Consider the following 15,338-nt stretch of genomic DNA (forward strand, 5'->3'; position numbering starts at 1 on the left):
TCCATGGGGAAATCGTCTAATTACCGTCAATCGATGCCCTCGAGATGAAAGATGCCGCAGTTAATGGCGGACGCAGTCACACGGGGCTCGTATTGCCACTTAATTTCGGATTGCCGTTGTTCGAATTGCTCGCGAATCGCCGGCTTATTTTCTTCAAGCGAATTCTTTATAAGCGGCTCGTAATAACCGCTGATCCGCTCGAGCTCCTCCTCGAGCCTGGCTGAGGCACTCTCAGCCCAGCTGTAATCATAGCTGCGAAGCTTTCGCTCGAGCGCCTGCTCGACGATGCCAAGCGCCTTGTTGAAGGAGATGCCGTTTTTGGTGATATGGATATTGGCTGGCAGGCGCGGTGTAAGCTTGTGAGTGAGCAGTCGATCATAAAATAACTCCACGCACTGGCCGGTCGCAAGTGAAACCCCGTAGCTGTGAATCTCCTCGCGCTTGCGGTCGCATGCGAACTCAACTCGCATGTTGACGCCCAGCCAGGCGGTATACGGCGTAGAGCTGAAAGGATTGCTGCTGCGCTTATCCGGCTCCTGAAAGAGATACACGAAGCTGCCCTTCGCTTTGGCTGCATCAAACAGCATATCCAGCTTGCGCGCGCCAAAGTACAAATCTTCGCGCGGGACGCGGGCAGGCGCGGCCAAGCTGCCATGCACGAAGCCAAGTGAGCGTCCAAGCGCGGCATTTGCCGCCGCATCTTGAGACGTGATAGCTGGATCTTGCGGAATGGCTGCAGCTTCATTTTTTTTCATTTCCTCAGCAGCGTCATATTTGTTCTTATCCGTCACAAAGAGGAAAGTCATCGTCTCAGGCTCCGCGCCGACTCGGTCCACGAAGCTCCAATAATAGGGCCGATTCGTAAGCTCGCGGTCAGCGAGAGGAGAGAGCTTGACCGTAAAATGGATGGGCGATTTCTCTAAAATAGAGCACTCTGTCGCTTCTAGGTAACGATTTACGAATTTGTGCACTTGCTTCTCGTTCAAGGCTGCACCTCCACGGTTTGTCCAAGCGAATCCAAATTGACGAGCAGATCGGGACTTGCTGGCTGCGGAGTTTCGCCTGTCATCACCTCGTCGCGAATCCGGCTAAGCGAGGAGCCTAAATGATTGATTTTGTTTTTTAATTCCTTTTCATTGCCAGCTTCAAGCAGCATTCGTGCAAGGCGCTGCTCAAGCGAGCCGTCCCCCTTCTCAAAGCGCTCCAAGATATGATCCAGCTCTCCAATGACAAGCTCGAACAGATTGATTTTTTCATGCAAAAGATTGACGATATGCTCCTCGATCGTGCCGATGGTGCATAGATTGTAAATTTTGACGTCTTCCTTCTGGCCAAGGCGATGGACGCGCCCAATGCGCTGTTCCACACGCATCGGATTCCACGGCAGATCGAAATTGATCATATGGTGGCAAAATTGCAGATTTATGCCTTCGCCGCCAGCTTCTGTAGCGATCAAAATTTGCGCGCGGCCGCGGAATAAATCCATCATCCAGTCCTTCTTGCCGCGGTTCATGCCGCCTCGATAGGGAACGGCAACCATATTTTGCGCGCGGAAAAACTGAAGTAAATATTCCTGAGTTGCCCGGTACTCGGTGAAAATGATGACCTTGTCATTCATTTCCTTGACAAGCTCCATCGCTTTTTCCGCTTTCGTATTTGCTTTGATATTGCGTATTTTCTCTACGAGCTCCCAAATTTTTGGACGCATTGGAGAATCCTCTGATGTCTTCTTAAACAGGTTGACCAGCGTCAAAAATACGGCATCGCGGCTGCTGCATACTTCGCGCTGGAGCGTGACGAGGGAGAGCATGCTCGATAAATCGCCGCCGCTCTCTTCATAGCGCTCTTTCACGAAGCCTGTAACCGCATCGTAGAGCGCCTTTTCTTCCTCTGACAGCGTAAGCGGAATATTTTTGACAAAACGTTTTGTAAAATGGATGCCGCCGTCTCCGCGCCGATTGCGAATCATAACGCCTGACAACGCTTCCTGCAGCTGATCCTCGTTTTTCGGAAGCCGCTTGTCGACAACAAAGTTCGCGGCGAAATCACTTTGCCCGCCTAGCTGTCCAGGCTTAAGCAGCGTAATGAGATTGAACAGCTCATCCATATCGTTTTGAATCGGCGTAGCCGTAAGGAGCAAGCAATATTTTTTACGCAACAGATTGGCGAACTGGTAGTTTGTCGTCTTCTTGTTTTTCAGCTTATGCGCCTCGTCGATAATAATTATGTCGTAGTCGGTCCCAAGGACAAGCTCGCGATGGGGATCACGCTTAGCGGTATCGATAGAAGCGACGACAACATCATAACCCCATGTATGCTCCTTCTTCTGGGCAACGGCGGATATGCCGAATTTCTGATTGAGCTCGCGCACCCATTGAAGCACAAGGGAGGCAGGAACGAGAATTAAGATGCGCTTCGCTAGTCCTCGCACAATATATTCTTTGAGAACGAGACCTGCTTCTATCGTTTTGCCAAGGCCAACCTCATCGGCAAGAATGGCACGGCCGCCCATTTCATGGACAACCTTGCGAGCGGTGCTGATTTGATGCGGCATTGGCTCGAAGGATGGCAGCGAACGCAAACATAGCAATTCCTCGAAGCTTTCAATTCGCTTCGCTTGTTCAGCCTCAATAGCGAGCTGATATAACGTCCAATCATCCCATGGTCCGTTTTTGGAGAGACGATTTTGCAGCTCCTCAAACCAGGTGCGGTCACACTGCAAATCGACTAAAGGATGAAGCTTGCGCGTAACGATTGAAGTGCCGGCTTCGGCTGAGGCAGCCTGCGGCGTTGTCGGGATAGTCATCTTAAGCAGCTCCTTCGGCATTAAAAAGGATAAGTTGTAATCAGTATTGCCTTTTCATCCAATAATAATAAGAAGGCGATTAAAAAAGAGAATGGACAAGCATAAGTGTGAGAGAGGCCATGTAAGCGGGGCAGGCTGCTATATTTAGCCATTAACGAGCATGTGGATCAATATGTAGTGTTGTATAATGGCTTTAACACACAATATATTGTGCTAATTGCATATAATATCGTAAATATGCTTGCAGCGCGGAAGCTCGAAGGAGGAAGTAGCAGCGATGGAGATGTCTAACAGCAAGCGACTTGAGGGATTAAGCGAGAAAATATTTTTGGATCGGTACGCTTGGAAAAATGCAGATACGAGCAAAACGTTGATCGGGGATATCGTACTCGTCCTGACGAAGGATGATCCGAAATTTCCGGCGAAGGAAGTCGGGGAAGTAATCGCTCGTGAAGGAAACAGCGTTACGGTTAAGCTTAGAAGCGGGGAGCATATTGCGTCTAGCATTGAGAAGCTGACGCTTACGGTTGAGAAGACTCCAGAGGAAATGTGGGATCGCCTCGCGGGAGCGATGGCCTCCGTTGAGGCTGATCGTGAGAAGCAGATGGAATGGAAGCAGAAATTCAAATATATTTTGGAAGATTGGAAGCTGGTGCCCGGTGGACGGATCGCCGCAGGGGCAGGTGCGAGCGAGGAGCTGACGTTGTTCAATTGTTACGTTATCCCCTCGCCCAAGGATAGCAGAGGCGGCATCATAACGACGCTCAGCGAGATGACCGAGATTATGGCGCGCGGCGGCGGAGTGGGAATGAATCTGTCTTCATTGCGACCTCGCCGAGCGATAGTCGCGGGGGTAAACGGATCATCCAGCGGTGCCGTCTCATGGGGAGGACTGTTCAGCTACACGACTGGATTAATTGAGCAGGGAGGAAGCCGTCGCGGCGCCTTAATGCTTATGTTAAATGATTGGCATCCGGATGTGCTGGAGTTTATTACGGTTAAGCAAACGATGGGCCAAGTGACGAATGCGAATTTGTCGGTTTGCGTTAGCAATGCGTTCATGCAAGCTGTTAAAGAAGATTCGGACTGGGAGCTTATGTTCCCGGATACAAAGGAAGCAGGCTACGATGAGCTGTGGACGGGAGATATTGAGGAGTGGCAGCGGCTAGGCAAAAGAATCATCCCATACAAAACCGTGCGAGCTCGCGAGATTTGGCATGCGATCATCGAATCGGCATGGAAATCCGCAGAGCCCGGCGTCGTTTTTATGGAGTACTACAACCAAATGTCGAACAGCTGGTATTTTAATCCGATTATTAGTACTAATCCGTGTTTTCATCCGGATACCCGTATAGCTACGGAGTTCGGCTTGATACGAATTGAGGATTTGTTGAAACAGGTTGGCAATCAATCATTTTTAGTTGCTACGGACAATCGATTGGTAGAGCAAGCCCGCGTCGTCGGCGGCAGAAGCTATGAAACAGTTGGCACTTATATGCGATCAGCAACTGTTTTTCCAACAGGTTACAGACAAACGATGAAAATTACGCTAGGCAACGGGATGGAACTTAAAGTTACACCCGAGCATCGGGTATTTACAGTAGATGGCTGGAAGGAAGCACAGCAGTTAACCCAGAATGATACCGTGTATATTCAATCTGGAAAAGGTGAATTTGCTCAGCATGACGAGCTCGGAGAACAATGGGGCATGTTTTTGGGCTGGTTGACAGGGGATGGGTGGCTCTCCAAACGCGGCGATATCGGAATGGTATTTGGCAAAGAGGATGAAGATGTCATTCCTCTTATGATCGAAGCCGGAAAGAACTTCAGCGGTGCCGAGGCCAAGTTGTTTAGTAGAGAAAACGGTACGAGTCAACTGTTTTGGTGGCGTAAAGCTTTTCGAGAGCAGCTCGTAAAATTAGGTGTAAAAGCTGTACCAGCAGGCGAAAAAGAGGTTCCTGAAACGATTTTCACTGCCTCAAAGAAGACCGTGGTTGCTTACCTGCAAGCTTTATTTAGTGCGGATGGAACGGTTTATGACAAAGATGACATGCATCGTACCGTTCGTCTAACGTCGTCTTCAAAAAAATTGCTGCAGGATGTCCAGCTCCTATTATTGAATTTCGGCATACATGGTCATATTTATAGCCGCAGTAAGACACAACAAAGACTATTTACGTACACAAAGAAAAACGGGGAGCAGCGGACATATGAAGGCAAACCGTTTTATGAGCTGATTTTGAGCGGTAATAATATCGTTGCATTTAAAGAGGAAATCGGATTTAAATGGATTGCAAGGAAGCAAGCTGCTCTTGAAAGCATTGCTCGTGAATCACGTAAAAATGAGAAGTTTGTAGCGAAGGTGGTTTCCGTTGCTGCAGCGGAATTGGTCCAAGTATATGATATTACGGAACCCGTTACGAACTCATTAATTGCAAATGGGATGGTTGTCCATAACTGCGGAGAACAAGGATTGCCTGGCTGGGGCGTATGCAATTTATCCGCTGTGAACTTATCTAAGTTCTATGATGAGGAAAAGCATGATGTCGCGTGGGATGAACTAGCCAAAGTGACGAAATGGTCCGTAAGGTTTCTCGATAATGTAATTGATAAGACGCCGTATCATTTTGAGGAAAATGAGCGCAATCAGAAGCTTGAGCGTCGCATCGGACTTGGAACGATGGGTCTTGCAGAGCTGATGATTAAGCTTGGTGTTCGCTATGGCAGCTCGGAATCCTTGGTTTTTTTAGATAAGCTGTATGCGTTTATGGCTCGTGAATCCTATTTGGCATCAACCGAAATTGCTGCAGAGAAGGGCTCCTTTCAAGCGTTTGATGCAGAAAAATATGTGCAAAGCGGATTTATGAAGCATATGATCGCCGAGTTTCCGGAGATTGGTGAAGCAGTTGCTAAGAGGGGCATGCGTAATGTGACAGTCATTACTCAGGCGCCTACGGGAAGTACGGGGACAATGGTCGGAACCTCCACGGGGATAGAGCCTTATTTTGCATTTGAATACTTCCGTCAGAGCCGACTGGGATTTGACAAGCAAGATGTTCCCATTGCTGCAGATTGGAAGGAAAAGCATCCGGGTGAGGCGCTGCCCGATTACTTTGTGACATCAATGAGCTTGTCGGCGGAGGATCATATTCGCGTACAGGCTGTGATCCAGCGCTGGGTAGACAGCTCGATCTCGAAAACGGCCAATTGTCCAGCGGACTTCACGGTTGAAGAGACAGGCCGGCTTTATGAGCTTGCATTTGAGCTCGGCTGCAAGGGTGTAACGATTTATCGGGATGGAAGCCGTGATGTACAGGTGCTTTCTACGAAGAAGGAAGATTTCACGGAGACAAAAACAGAAATAGACGAGGAGCAATCGAATTCCGCTATTTCACCAGATGAGGGCAGTGACACCTATTTTGATGCGGATTTGGTCGAGGCTTCGGTTCCTTCCGTTCCAACGGAGCTGGTGGTCGATAAGCAATACAAACGCCGGCCGCAGGTGCTTCGAGGTGCAACCTATAAAGTAAATACGCCATTTGGCATGGCATATATTACGATTAACGACTTGAACGGCACGCCAGCCGAAATATTTTTGAACGTAGGTAAGGCGGGCTCGGATGTTTTTGCAATGGCTGAAGCATTGGGACGTGTCTGTTCGCTATTTCTGCGTTATGGCGATCATGGAAATAAGGTGAAGCTGCTCATTAAGCACCTGAAAGGGATCGGCGGAACTGGAGCGATTGGATTTGGGGTGAATCGAGTGGAGTCGATCGCCGACGCTGTAGCCAAATCGCTCGAGCTGCATCTGGCGAGTGGAGAGGAGCAGGCTGTTTCGATTGAAGCACAGGTTGAATCAAATATCCTTTCTTATGAAGAAACTGCAATGGTTGATTTACCGGAAAACGCTCATCATCATGTGGAAATCACATCGCGGGATTTATGCCCATCCTGCGGCTCCGCTTCATTAATTAGTATTGAGGGCTGCAAGCAGTGCAGCATTTGCGGGTTTAGCAAATGTAATTGATTGGTGGATTGAGGGGCGTGTATCACCTGACGTGTTTGCCAAAACTGATGAGAATTATTAACATGTAAGACCCTAGGAATTCATACCTAGGGTCTTACTTTTTTTTGACTTCATTACAGCGATGCATCGTCCAATTCAGGACAACGTCAATTCAAAAACTGTTTAGAATATTTAAAATGTGGGCAAAACTAGTATTTGGCCTTAATTCTGAAGTTTTAAGAGAATCGGAGAATAAGGAGCATTTCTTCAAAGTGCAACAAGAAACAATAGCTAAAATAAAAGATTACATCACAACGATAATTGGAAAAAAGGGGGGAATCCTTCAGAAGATTTAATTAGTGAATTCATTAAAATTCAAAAATTAAACAACTTTATTACCAAAACGGACTTAGAAATGAAATCGGTCCTGTTACTCTGCCTTACGGAATCGTCAAATTCATCTTACAGCCGTTTGTTGAAAATTCGCTTGAACACGCGTGGTTTGACGAATTGATAACGATTTGGATTCGAGTTTATGAAGATAAAGACACGTTTGTATTTGAGATACAGGATAACGGGCTCGGCATGAGTCAGGAAACGCTTGATCAAATTTTTAATGTTAATGGTACGAGCATTGGCTATGGCATCCGAAATGTGGACGAACGCATCAAGCTCCATTTTGATAAGTCGTATGGGGTTGCAATCCAAAGCAAAATAGGGACAGGTACAAAGGTAAGAATTACACTTCCGAAGCGCCGAATGGTGTCATCCCGGCACTTTACATCGAAAAGAGAGAATGAATTTCTGCAAGGTTAATTTGAATATGGTAATCTATTAGAATAAACCTTAAATATTAAAAAAATTTCTGCCAGCATTTTTGCAGCAATTCTGGTGCCAATGCGGGGTATCGATTAGATCAACTCATACTCATGTAATTCTGCAGCCAGAGCATCTATGGACTGGTCGAGGTTTGCTAGGTGCTCTTGGTACTTTAGAAGCAGATCTCTAGAAACTGAATGAAGGGGCAATGGTGGTGTCCGGTTTCCTCTAACACTACTGCTGGACGTAGTCCGGTAATGGATTCGAGGTCTTCACAGCATACATTTTCATCTGCCGTACGTACCCTTATTTTCTAATGTTCAACTCACTTCTCCATTGTCTTTACCGGCATTTCCAGGTTATTTGTCACCAAAGTTTTTCCGGCCTCATCCAGTCCTTGAATTTCGATGTGCATACCCATGGCAAGTGGGAAATGGACAAACCAAATCGTCCGGCCATCCGGTATATGGATCATTTTCGCAATCTGCTTATAATGAGTCTGCTTATCAGTCAATTGAATATTAACTACATCCGGATGAAACGATTCCCCATAGACAATCTGAAGAGGCGCTTTCTCCGACCCGTCCGGTACATATTCAAAGATTAGACTCCGACTCTGCTTTAATTTGTCCAGACTGCTGTACTGATAACTTCCCCCTGTTACCCATTTGTATCCAAACAGCGTCTTCTCCCAATACTCCAAGTTTAAATCCCCATATTCTTCATCTTTGAGACCGTAATTTCTTGTATAAAATACAGCCACACCTTCGTTTGTCCATTCTTTATGCACAATTTCATCCATTTCAAAATCCGAGATTTTAAGAGTGTGATATCTCTCTGTAATGACCTGTCTCAAAGTCTGATCAATGGCGGGGTCAGCAGCCGGATTTGTCAGTTTCATCGGGAATAACCAAGCAAATACGATAAATGAACTTATAGCAATACAGACGGCTGCTGCAGACGTTTTCCAAAACCATCGTTGTTTTCTCATCTTTGTCACCTCTTCCTTTATCAATTGCAGTTGGCCTAATGTTGGTCGTGACTCTTCGCGATGAGGACCTGTGGAAAGACGTGTGTACCATTGAGGTTCTTTAGGATTCATCGGAATCCGCCTCCTTTATTTCATGGGTTAAATGGCTAGTTGACGGGACTAGATGGTCCGCATAATTTATTATTAGTTCCCCCTGCTGCCATTGTATTGCTGCTCTTCCTTCAGCCACTCGTCAAGCTTCAATCTGGCGCGATGCAGTCTTGACTTGACCGTTCCTTCTGGCAGTCCAAGTACATCTGCTATGTCTCCAAGTGGCATTTGGTAATGGGCATTCAACAGAATTACTTCACGTTGTTTCATCGGTAGCCGAAGCACCAGTTCCCATATCCGGTCCACGAACTGCTCGTCAAAATAAGTCGCTTCCGCGGAAGGAGCGGAGATGTCATTTTGTATGAAATCTTTTAGCACGATTTTGCGAAAAAAAGCCGAACGTTTATAATTTATTGTTATATTTCTTGCTATTCTCAGCAGCCATGTTTTCACGGTACTTTCACCGCGGAACGAAGCAATAGAACGAATAGCCCGAATGAAAGTATCCTGCGCAATATCATCGGCCATATCGTGTTTTTGAGTCATTACATACGAGTAATTCCACACATCCTTCCAATATTTCCTGATAATTTGATCGATTTCATGTGGTCCAATTTGTGAGAGATGCCTAAGGTACTCCTCCTCCAACCGTCTCACCTCCAATAAATAGACAACGCAGAGCTTGAAAAGTTCCATATTTTTAAAATTTTCTTAATACATAAAGACAACGTCCAACACGTAATTATTAAAGATGCGAAAGCCAAAAAATCAGTAAATGTCTCCTTAGCTCAAACGTTTACGCTCTTCAGAATGAAAGAGAATTAGCTACAAAGTATTGGCCAAGTGATGGTACATAAGTTCAACAGCTGAGTGGAAATCATTTAGCTGCGTTGACTACGCTAAAGATTTTGTAACTCAAACAACTTATGTTACTAGCTGAATAACAAAAGCCACCGTGAGGTGGCTTTTGTATTTCTGACAAATGTGGTTCATATCAAGTTGATCCCTCTTCAGTAGAGAGATACAGTAAAAGGATGAGCGAAGCAGGGGGAAACGGCATACGAATTTTAACACATTCTAAGCATCCATTATGTGTGGTTCTAAGAAGTAATTTCTTTTTGGGATAATTTCGAGCTGAATAGATTCTATAACTCGCTTTGTACTACATTTCGCAATTGTACGATAAGCAATAGCAGGAATGGGCTGGTTGAGACGTATCACTACAGATTCTCAATTTTTTCCTCAAATCTTTATTCCTATGGTGATCCTAGGTATCGGGGCAGGTATTGTTTTTATTCCTTTCACTTCTTTTGGACTAACGGGTGTAGATAAACGTGATGCTGGCGCAGCATCAGGACTTGTCAATGTTGCACATCAAATTGGTGGATCAATTGAACTTGCTATACTTATCACGTTTTTCAAGAGAGCAAGTGGAAAAGGAACGCATTCATCGAATGAAGGTAGCTAGGAGCTAGCACACGCTGTTTCAATATCTATAACCGGTTCTGTGGTTTTTCTGACGTTGTCGCTTGTCGTGGTGCTTCTCTTGTTATATCCTGCGCGTACATCAATTAAAAATGGTTGAATCAGAAAACAGTAAGCCTTAGTAGGATTAACGAAATCAGGGGTATTAGGTTATGCTACAAGATTGCGAACAAACAAGGTGCATATCAACGTGATTCCAATCCACTGCTAGATTTCTACTTAAGGGACTTAATAAAAATAGTGTTTTGAGTGGGTGGATTTATGATTAAATCACTATTCTTATCAAAGACAGGGGATAAATAATCATCTTGGTTATGATCGCCGAGAGCCTCGTATTTAGATGCTATTTGAGTATCCCAAATTGAATATTGCGTAAAGTGAACAACTAGCAGTCCTTGTGGATGGATTAGCTCATCGAACTCGATAATTTGTAATTCAAATTTTTCAAAAGGATAAATTTTTTTTAGGCTCGTAATTCTCTTTGTTTCTGTGTCCTGCGGCTTCCGCTGTAAAACTGCCATACAGAAAATGACATCGAATGGTCCTTGTTTTCGGATTTCATTATGTGATGAATATATAAAGTTAATTTTCTCGTCTACGGGGAGTTTTCTGCATATTTCTAAACTTTGTTTGTTGATGTCTGCACCAATAATGTGAGCATGAGGGAAATATCGACGAAGCGTTAAAACCTCTTCGCCTGTGGAGCAGCCGTATGAAAGTATTTTTAAATCTTGTTTGCCATCGAAATAGTCTCTGCAAGCTGAAAAAATAGTCGGGTATCGATCCAAGTAGGTGAGTGAAGTCGTTTGGTGAACATTTTTAGCGTTTAGCAACCGCATAAGAACGATTGATCGATAGTTTCTATCAACACATATGCGATTCGTAGTCATCACTGAATTCCACAAAACATATAAAGCGGATACTAACAGTTTCAAGATTGGATTATTTGAAGATCGGTGTTTTTTAATCCCCTGCTTTGCAGTTCCAATAATTTGCATACCTAATTTTGAATTCATATACACGTATCCATTCTATTTATTTTTTTTAATCGTGAAATTCAGTTAGTCGTTTAAGACGAGCCTGTTTCATTTGTCATTAATATAACACTGTTCTTAATTGGGAACAATCGTTTTTTAAAAAATTATATTTGCCACAGTGCGTTAAAACAATTATTTCAATATTTATATATTCTGATGACATAAAGATGCAGTTTGCACCTTGAAACAGCCTGTAAAGATTGCAGGCCGATTTCGTTCTCAAAAAAGTACAAATAAAGAAAGGCTAAGGAGTGGGGATCGGTATAAAAGGCCTCTTCAAGTTTTGGTAATGTTTAATTATAATTAAACATACTAGAGATTAGTTGGATAAACTTCATATATAATTTACTTATGGAAGGGGATCGTCATGAAAATCGGATTACTAATTGTGGACATGCAAAACATATTCATGAATGAGTTCATAGACAAGCATCAATTGGAATCAGCTTGCGAATACATAAATCATGTTTCAGGTTTGTTGAGGGCAGCAGAGCAAACCATCATTCACATACAGGACATGGAAGGGGCAAGTGATGACATTGATCCGGTAGCTAGAAAAATAATTGCTCAAGTGTCCATTGGACCAACAGATATTGTACTTGAGAAAGAGTTTTCAAATGCATTTTGGAAAACGGATTTGGAACAGATCCTTCGAGACCAAGGCGTTGAACTGGTTGTGGTTTCCGGCTTTGCGGCTGAATAATGCGTCACTTTTACCGTAAATGGCGCGATGGAAAGAGGATTCCGTGCAGTGATTTTACATAAGGGCATTCTAAGTACGAAGCAGGATGCTATTAGCTCCATTTACCGTGATCGGCAGGTCGTATCCTACTCGGTGATCGAATTCATGACGAATATTCTAGGTAAGGGCTCCACGGGCATCTGACCCAGCCTAGCGAGCCTAGAAGCTGTTGTTGACGGCTTTGAACTGTCGTTATTATAATTGATCTATGTCTACGCCAATTCTATCCACTAAACTATATATTCCACCGCCTCGGCCAAATGCAGTTCTCCGCCCTCGACTTTTCGAACGGTTGAACGAAGGACTGAGCCGCAGACTTACCCTTATATCTGCCTCCGCCGGCTATGGTAAAACTACGCTGGTCAGCGAATGGCTCGTCGGTTGTGAACGACCGTTTGCCTGGCTGTCGCTCGACGAAGGGGATAATGACCCAACACGCTTTCTGACTTACCTTATCGCTGCTTTGCAAAAGATTACGGCGAGTATAGGAGAAAGCGTGTTTGGCATGCTCCAAACCCCTCACGGACCTCCAATTGAATCCATTCTGACTGCTCTGCTCAATGAACTCACAGCTATTCCTGATCATTTCGTCCTCGTCCTTGATGATTATCATGTCATTGATACCAAGCCGGTTGAGAAAGCATTTGCCTTTATTCTCGAGCATATGCCGCCACAGATGCACGTGGTTATCGCTACCCGTGAGGATCCACATCTTCCTATGGCTCGCTTGCGCGTCCGGGACCAACTGACCGAGCTGCGAGTCGCCGACTTGCGTTTTAATTATGCTGAAGCAGCCGGATTTCTTAACCAGGTGATGGGTCTAAAACTTCTATCTGAAGACATTGCTCTGCTTGAAACCCATACAGAAGGCTGGATTGCTGGCTTGCAATTAGCTGCGATTTCTATGAAGGGACATCAAGACGCCTCCGGTTTCATCAAGTCTTTCACAGGCAGCCATCATTTTGTGCTCGACTATTTGGTTGAAGAAGTGCTGCAAAAGCAGTCCGAAAGCGTTCAGACTTTTTTGCTGTCTACCTCTATTCTCGATCGCATGTGCGCCCCTCTTTGTGATGCCGTTCTTAGCAAGGTAGAGGGGGAACAGACGGACGCTGATGCATTTACCCAATCTTCCTTGCTTCACCGCAACTCTTCGACTGGGCAAGAAACTTTGCAGTCGCTCGAGCAAGCAAACCTATTCATCGTACCATTGGATAATGAACGGCGTTGGTACCGTTATCACCATCTTTTTGCGGATTTGCTACGGCAGCGGCTGCAGCAGAGTGCCGCATTGCCTACAGTTGATTCAAGGAATGGTGTAGCAGAATTACATGTACGAGCAAGCGAATGGTATGAAGAGAATGGACTGGAAATTGAAGCTTTTCAGCATGCGGCTGCCGCAAATGATATTGATCGTGCTACTCGCCTGATCGAAGGAAAAGGGATGCCACTGCACTTCCGTGGCGCGATGGCCTCTGTACGGAACTGGCTGGAGTCGCTGCCATCAACGATACTGGATGAGAGACCCTCGTTGTGGGTGATCCATGCTTCGGTTCTATTGTTTGGCAGCCAACTGGATGGCGTCGAACAGAAACTGCAAGCTGCAGAAGCAGCTCTGCAAGGGGCCGAGCCAACCGAGAAAACCTGTGATCTTATAGGACATATTGCGGCCATTCGGGCAACGCTGGCCGTTACTCAGCACGAGGTAGAAATGATTCTAGTACAGTCGCACCGAGCCTTGGAATATCTGCACCCAGTCAACCTGCCTGTCCGCACAGCGACTATTTGGACGCTAGGGTATGCCTACCATCTACAGGGAGACCGCGTAGCGGCAACAAAGGCCTATACCGAAGCGATAACAATCAGCGAGTCGATCGGCCATTTTATTATTACCATAATGGCTACTATCGGCCTCGGCAACATGCAGGAAGCAGACAATCAGCTCGATCTAGCAGCTAAGAGCTACCGCCGCGTTCTGCAACTGGCAGGTGAAACGACGCTGCTCGTTGTTTGCGAAGCACATCTAGGCCTTGCCCGAATTAGTTATGAATGGAACGACATGGACGCTGCAAAGCAGCACGGGCAAAAGAGTGTCCAACTGGCGATTCAATTAGAAAGTACGGACAGATTGGTTGCTTGCGAGCTGTTTCTCGCCCGCTTGAAGCTTGCCGAGGGTGATCCGACAGGCGCAGCCGCTATTTTAGCAAAAACCGCTCAGTTCGTTCGCCAGCATAATTTTGTACATCGCATGTCTGAGGTTGCTGCCGTACAAGCGCTTGTGCTGCTTCATCAGGGCAATTTGGCAGCAGCGGCTCATCTGGTTCAGAAGCACGAACTCCCCCTCGTCCAGGCTCGGCTGCATTTAGCTGAGGGAGACACATCCGCGGTACTGATTGTTCTGGAACCTTTGCTCTTGCAGATGGAGGAGAAGGGGTACGCAGATGAGCGGCTCAAGATTAAGGTGCTGCAGACTATCGCGCTATATAAGCATGGGGAAAAGGATAAGGCAATGCAATTGCTGGGTGATGCCATGGCGCTTGCTGAGCCCGGCGGGTTCATTCGTATTTTTATCGATGAAGGTATTCCGATGGCTGGATTATTGTCTGAAACAGCTCATCACGGGATAATAACGGACTATATTGGCAAGTTGAGGGCTGTATTTGAAACTGATGGGCAAAGTAGCGAAGATAAATTTTATTTTCCAACTGCCCAGCCAGCGCAGTCCCTTATCGAGCCGCTGAGCCAACGCGAGTTAAAAGTGCTTCAGCTTATTGCCCAAGGACTCTCGAATCATGAGATTAGTGAAAAGCTCTTCATTGCTTTAGATACGGTCAAAGGGCATAACCGCAGAATTTATGGCAAACTGCAAGTTCAAAGACGGACGGAAGCTGTAGCCCGCGCACGCGAACTGGGATTGTTGTGATTTGAGGGGCATGGAAATATATAGATGTTTATTTATAATTTGAACTCGATGCATACGTATTCGGGTTCTTTTTTATAGGGTCCTCAAATATACGTTAAGTTGATATTGCTTTTATTTTAATGAGGGCAGACAGGTAGTAATAAATCTATTGCTCCCTTCGACAGTATCAGTTAAAAAAAGCCATGTTTCGTCAAAGGATAATTTGTTAAGCTTGGCGAACTGATTAACGAGGAAGCCATTTAATGGAAAGACTGAGTGTGATAGGTTCAAATCATGCGGTAAACAGGTAAGGTTCAATTCATGCCTAAAAGTTAAAGCGCTTATATTTTTATAAAAATAGAGAAAAATGATACGTTATCTAACTTTAAATGCCTTTCTAACAAATCAAGTAAAACGTATAGTTGAAGTAGGAATTGATAAGAAAATGAAAAAATGTAAAAAA

General features: G+C 45.3%; 11 protein-coding genes. 6 read left to right on the plus strand and 5 right to left on the minus strand.

The features are described 5' to 3' along the window. Nucleotides 1-26 precede the first annotated feature (26 nt). Both AC1TPC_RS09965 and AC1TPC_RS09970 read right to left on the minus strand, forming a co-directional pair. Nucleotides 27-986, minus strand: coding sequence for a YqhG family protein (locus AC1TPC_RS09965; protein ID WP_482066707.1), 960 nt, complete (start codon nucleotides 984-986; stop codon nucleotides 27-29). Beyond that, a complete protein-coding gene (locus AC1TPC_RS09970) occupies nucleotides 983-2,806 on the minus strand; it encodes a DEAD/DEAH box helicase (RefSeq protein ID WP_482066708.1) in 1,824 nt (607 codons plus the stop codon). The genes AC1TPC_RS09965 and AC1TPC_RS09970 overlap by 4 nt, the downstream gene beginning before the upstream one ends. 277 nt (nucleotides 2,807-3,083) lie before the next feature. Between AC1TPC_RS09970 and AC1TPC_RS09975 the strand changes: the two genes are divergently transcribed. After that, complete coding sequence (locus AC1TPC_RS09975) at nucleotides 3,084-6,833, plus strand: LAGLIDADG family homing endonuclease (RefSeq protein WP_482066709.1); 3,750 nt, start codon at nucleotides 3,084-3,086, stop codon at nucleotides 6,831-6,833. A gap of 438 nt (nucleotides 6,834-7,271) precedes the next feature. Next, nucleotides 7,272-7,628, plus strand: a complete 357-nt coding sequence (locus AC1TPC_RS09980; RefSeq protein ID WP_482066891.1) for a sensor histidine kinase — start codon at nucleotides 7,272-7,274, stop codon at nucleotides 7,626-7,628. A 328-nt stretch (nucleotides 7,629-7,956) separates the two neighbouring features. On the opposite strand, the gene AC1TPC_RS09985 is transcribed toward AC1TPC_RS09980, so the two are convergent. Continuing rightward, a complete protein-coding gene (locus AC1TPC_RS09985) occupies nucleotides 7,957-8,733 on the minus strand; it encodes a hypothetical protein (protein WP_482066710.1) in 777 nt (258 codons plus the stop codon). A 72-nt stretch (nucleotides 8,734-8,805) separates the two neighbouring features. Continuing rightward, entirely contained in the window at nucleotides 8,806-9,360 is a 555-nt protein-coding gene (locus tag AC1TPC_RS09990) for an RNA polymerase sigma factor (protein ID WP_482066711.1), read from the minus strand. A gap of 559 nt (nucleotides 9,361-9,919) precedes the next feature. Here AC1TPC_RS09990 and AC1TPC_RS09995 point away from each other — a divergent pair. Then, a complete protein-coding gene (locus AC1TPC_RS09995; RefSeq protein WP_482066712.1) occupies nucleotides 9,920-10,180 on the plus strand; it encodes a hypothetical protein in 261 nt (86 codons plus the stop codon). Nucleotides 10,181-10,412: 232 nt separating this feature from the next. Here AC1TPC_RS09995 and AC1TPC_RS10000 read toward each other — a convergent pair whose 3' ends face one another. Further along, nucleotides 10,413-11,213, minus strand: coding sequence for a class I SAM-dependent methyltransferase (locus tag AC1TPC_RS10000; RefSeq protein ID WP_482066713.1), 801 nt, complete (start codon nucleotides 11,211-11,213; stop codon nucleotides 10,413-10,415). A 388-nt stretch (nucleotides 11,214-11,601) separates the two neighbouring features. Between AC1TPC_RS10000 and AC1TPC_RS10005 the strand changes: the two genes are divergently transcribed. From AC1TPC_RS10005 to AC1TPC_RS10015, 3 genes are all read left to right on the plus strand, one after another. Beyond that, entirely contained in the window at nucleotides 11,602-11,937 is a 336-nt protein-coding gene (locus tag AC1TPC_RS10005) for an isochorismatase family protein (protein ID WP_482066714.1), read from the plus strand. Nucleotides 11,938-11,985: 48 nt separating this feature from the next. Continuing rightward, a complete protein-coding gene (locus tag AC1TPC_RS10010; protein ID WP_482066715.1) occupies nucleotides 11,986-12,120 on the plus strand; it encodes a hypothetical protein in 135 nt (44 codons plus the stop codon). Between the two features lie 148 nt (nucleotides 12,121-12,268). Next, the gene (locus tag AC1TPC_RS10015) at nucleotides 12,269-14,896 is read left to right on the plus strand and encodes a winged helix-turn-helix domain-containing protein (protein ID WP_482066716.1); all 2,628 of its coding nucleotides are present in this window, start codon (nucleotides 12,269-12,271) and stop codon (nucleotides 14,894-14,896) included. Nucleotides 14,897-15,338 lie beyond the last annotated feature (442 nt).

The organism is Paenibacillus sp. Y280, assembly GCF_056786335.1.

Excerpts from the sequence above, each read along its gene's own strand:
- AC1TPC_RS09970 (WP_482066708.1), bottom strand. The coding sequence starts at position 2,806 with ATGACTATCCCGACAACGCCGCAGGCTGCCTCAGCCGAAGCCGGCACT.
- AC1TPC_RS09975 (WP_482066709.1), top strand. The coding sequence starts at position 3,084 with ATGGAGATGTCTAACAGCAAGCGACTTGAGGGATTAAGCGAGAAAATA.
- AC1TPC_RS09985 (WP_482066710.1), bottom strand. The coding sequence starts at position 8,733 with ATGAATCCTAAAGAACCTCAATGGTACACACGTCTTTCCACAGGTCCT.
- AC1TPC_RS10000 (WP_482066713.1), bottom strand. The coding sequence starts at position 11,213 with ATGAATTCAAAATTAGGTATGCAAATTATTGGAACTGCAAAGCAGGGG.
- AC1TPC_RS10005 (WP_482066714.1), top strand. The coding sequence starts at position 11,602 with ATGAAAATCGGATTACTAATTGTGGACATGCAAAACATATTCATGAAT.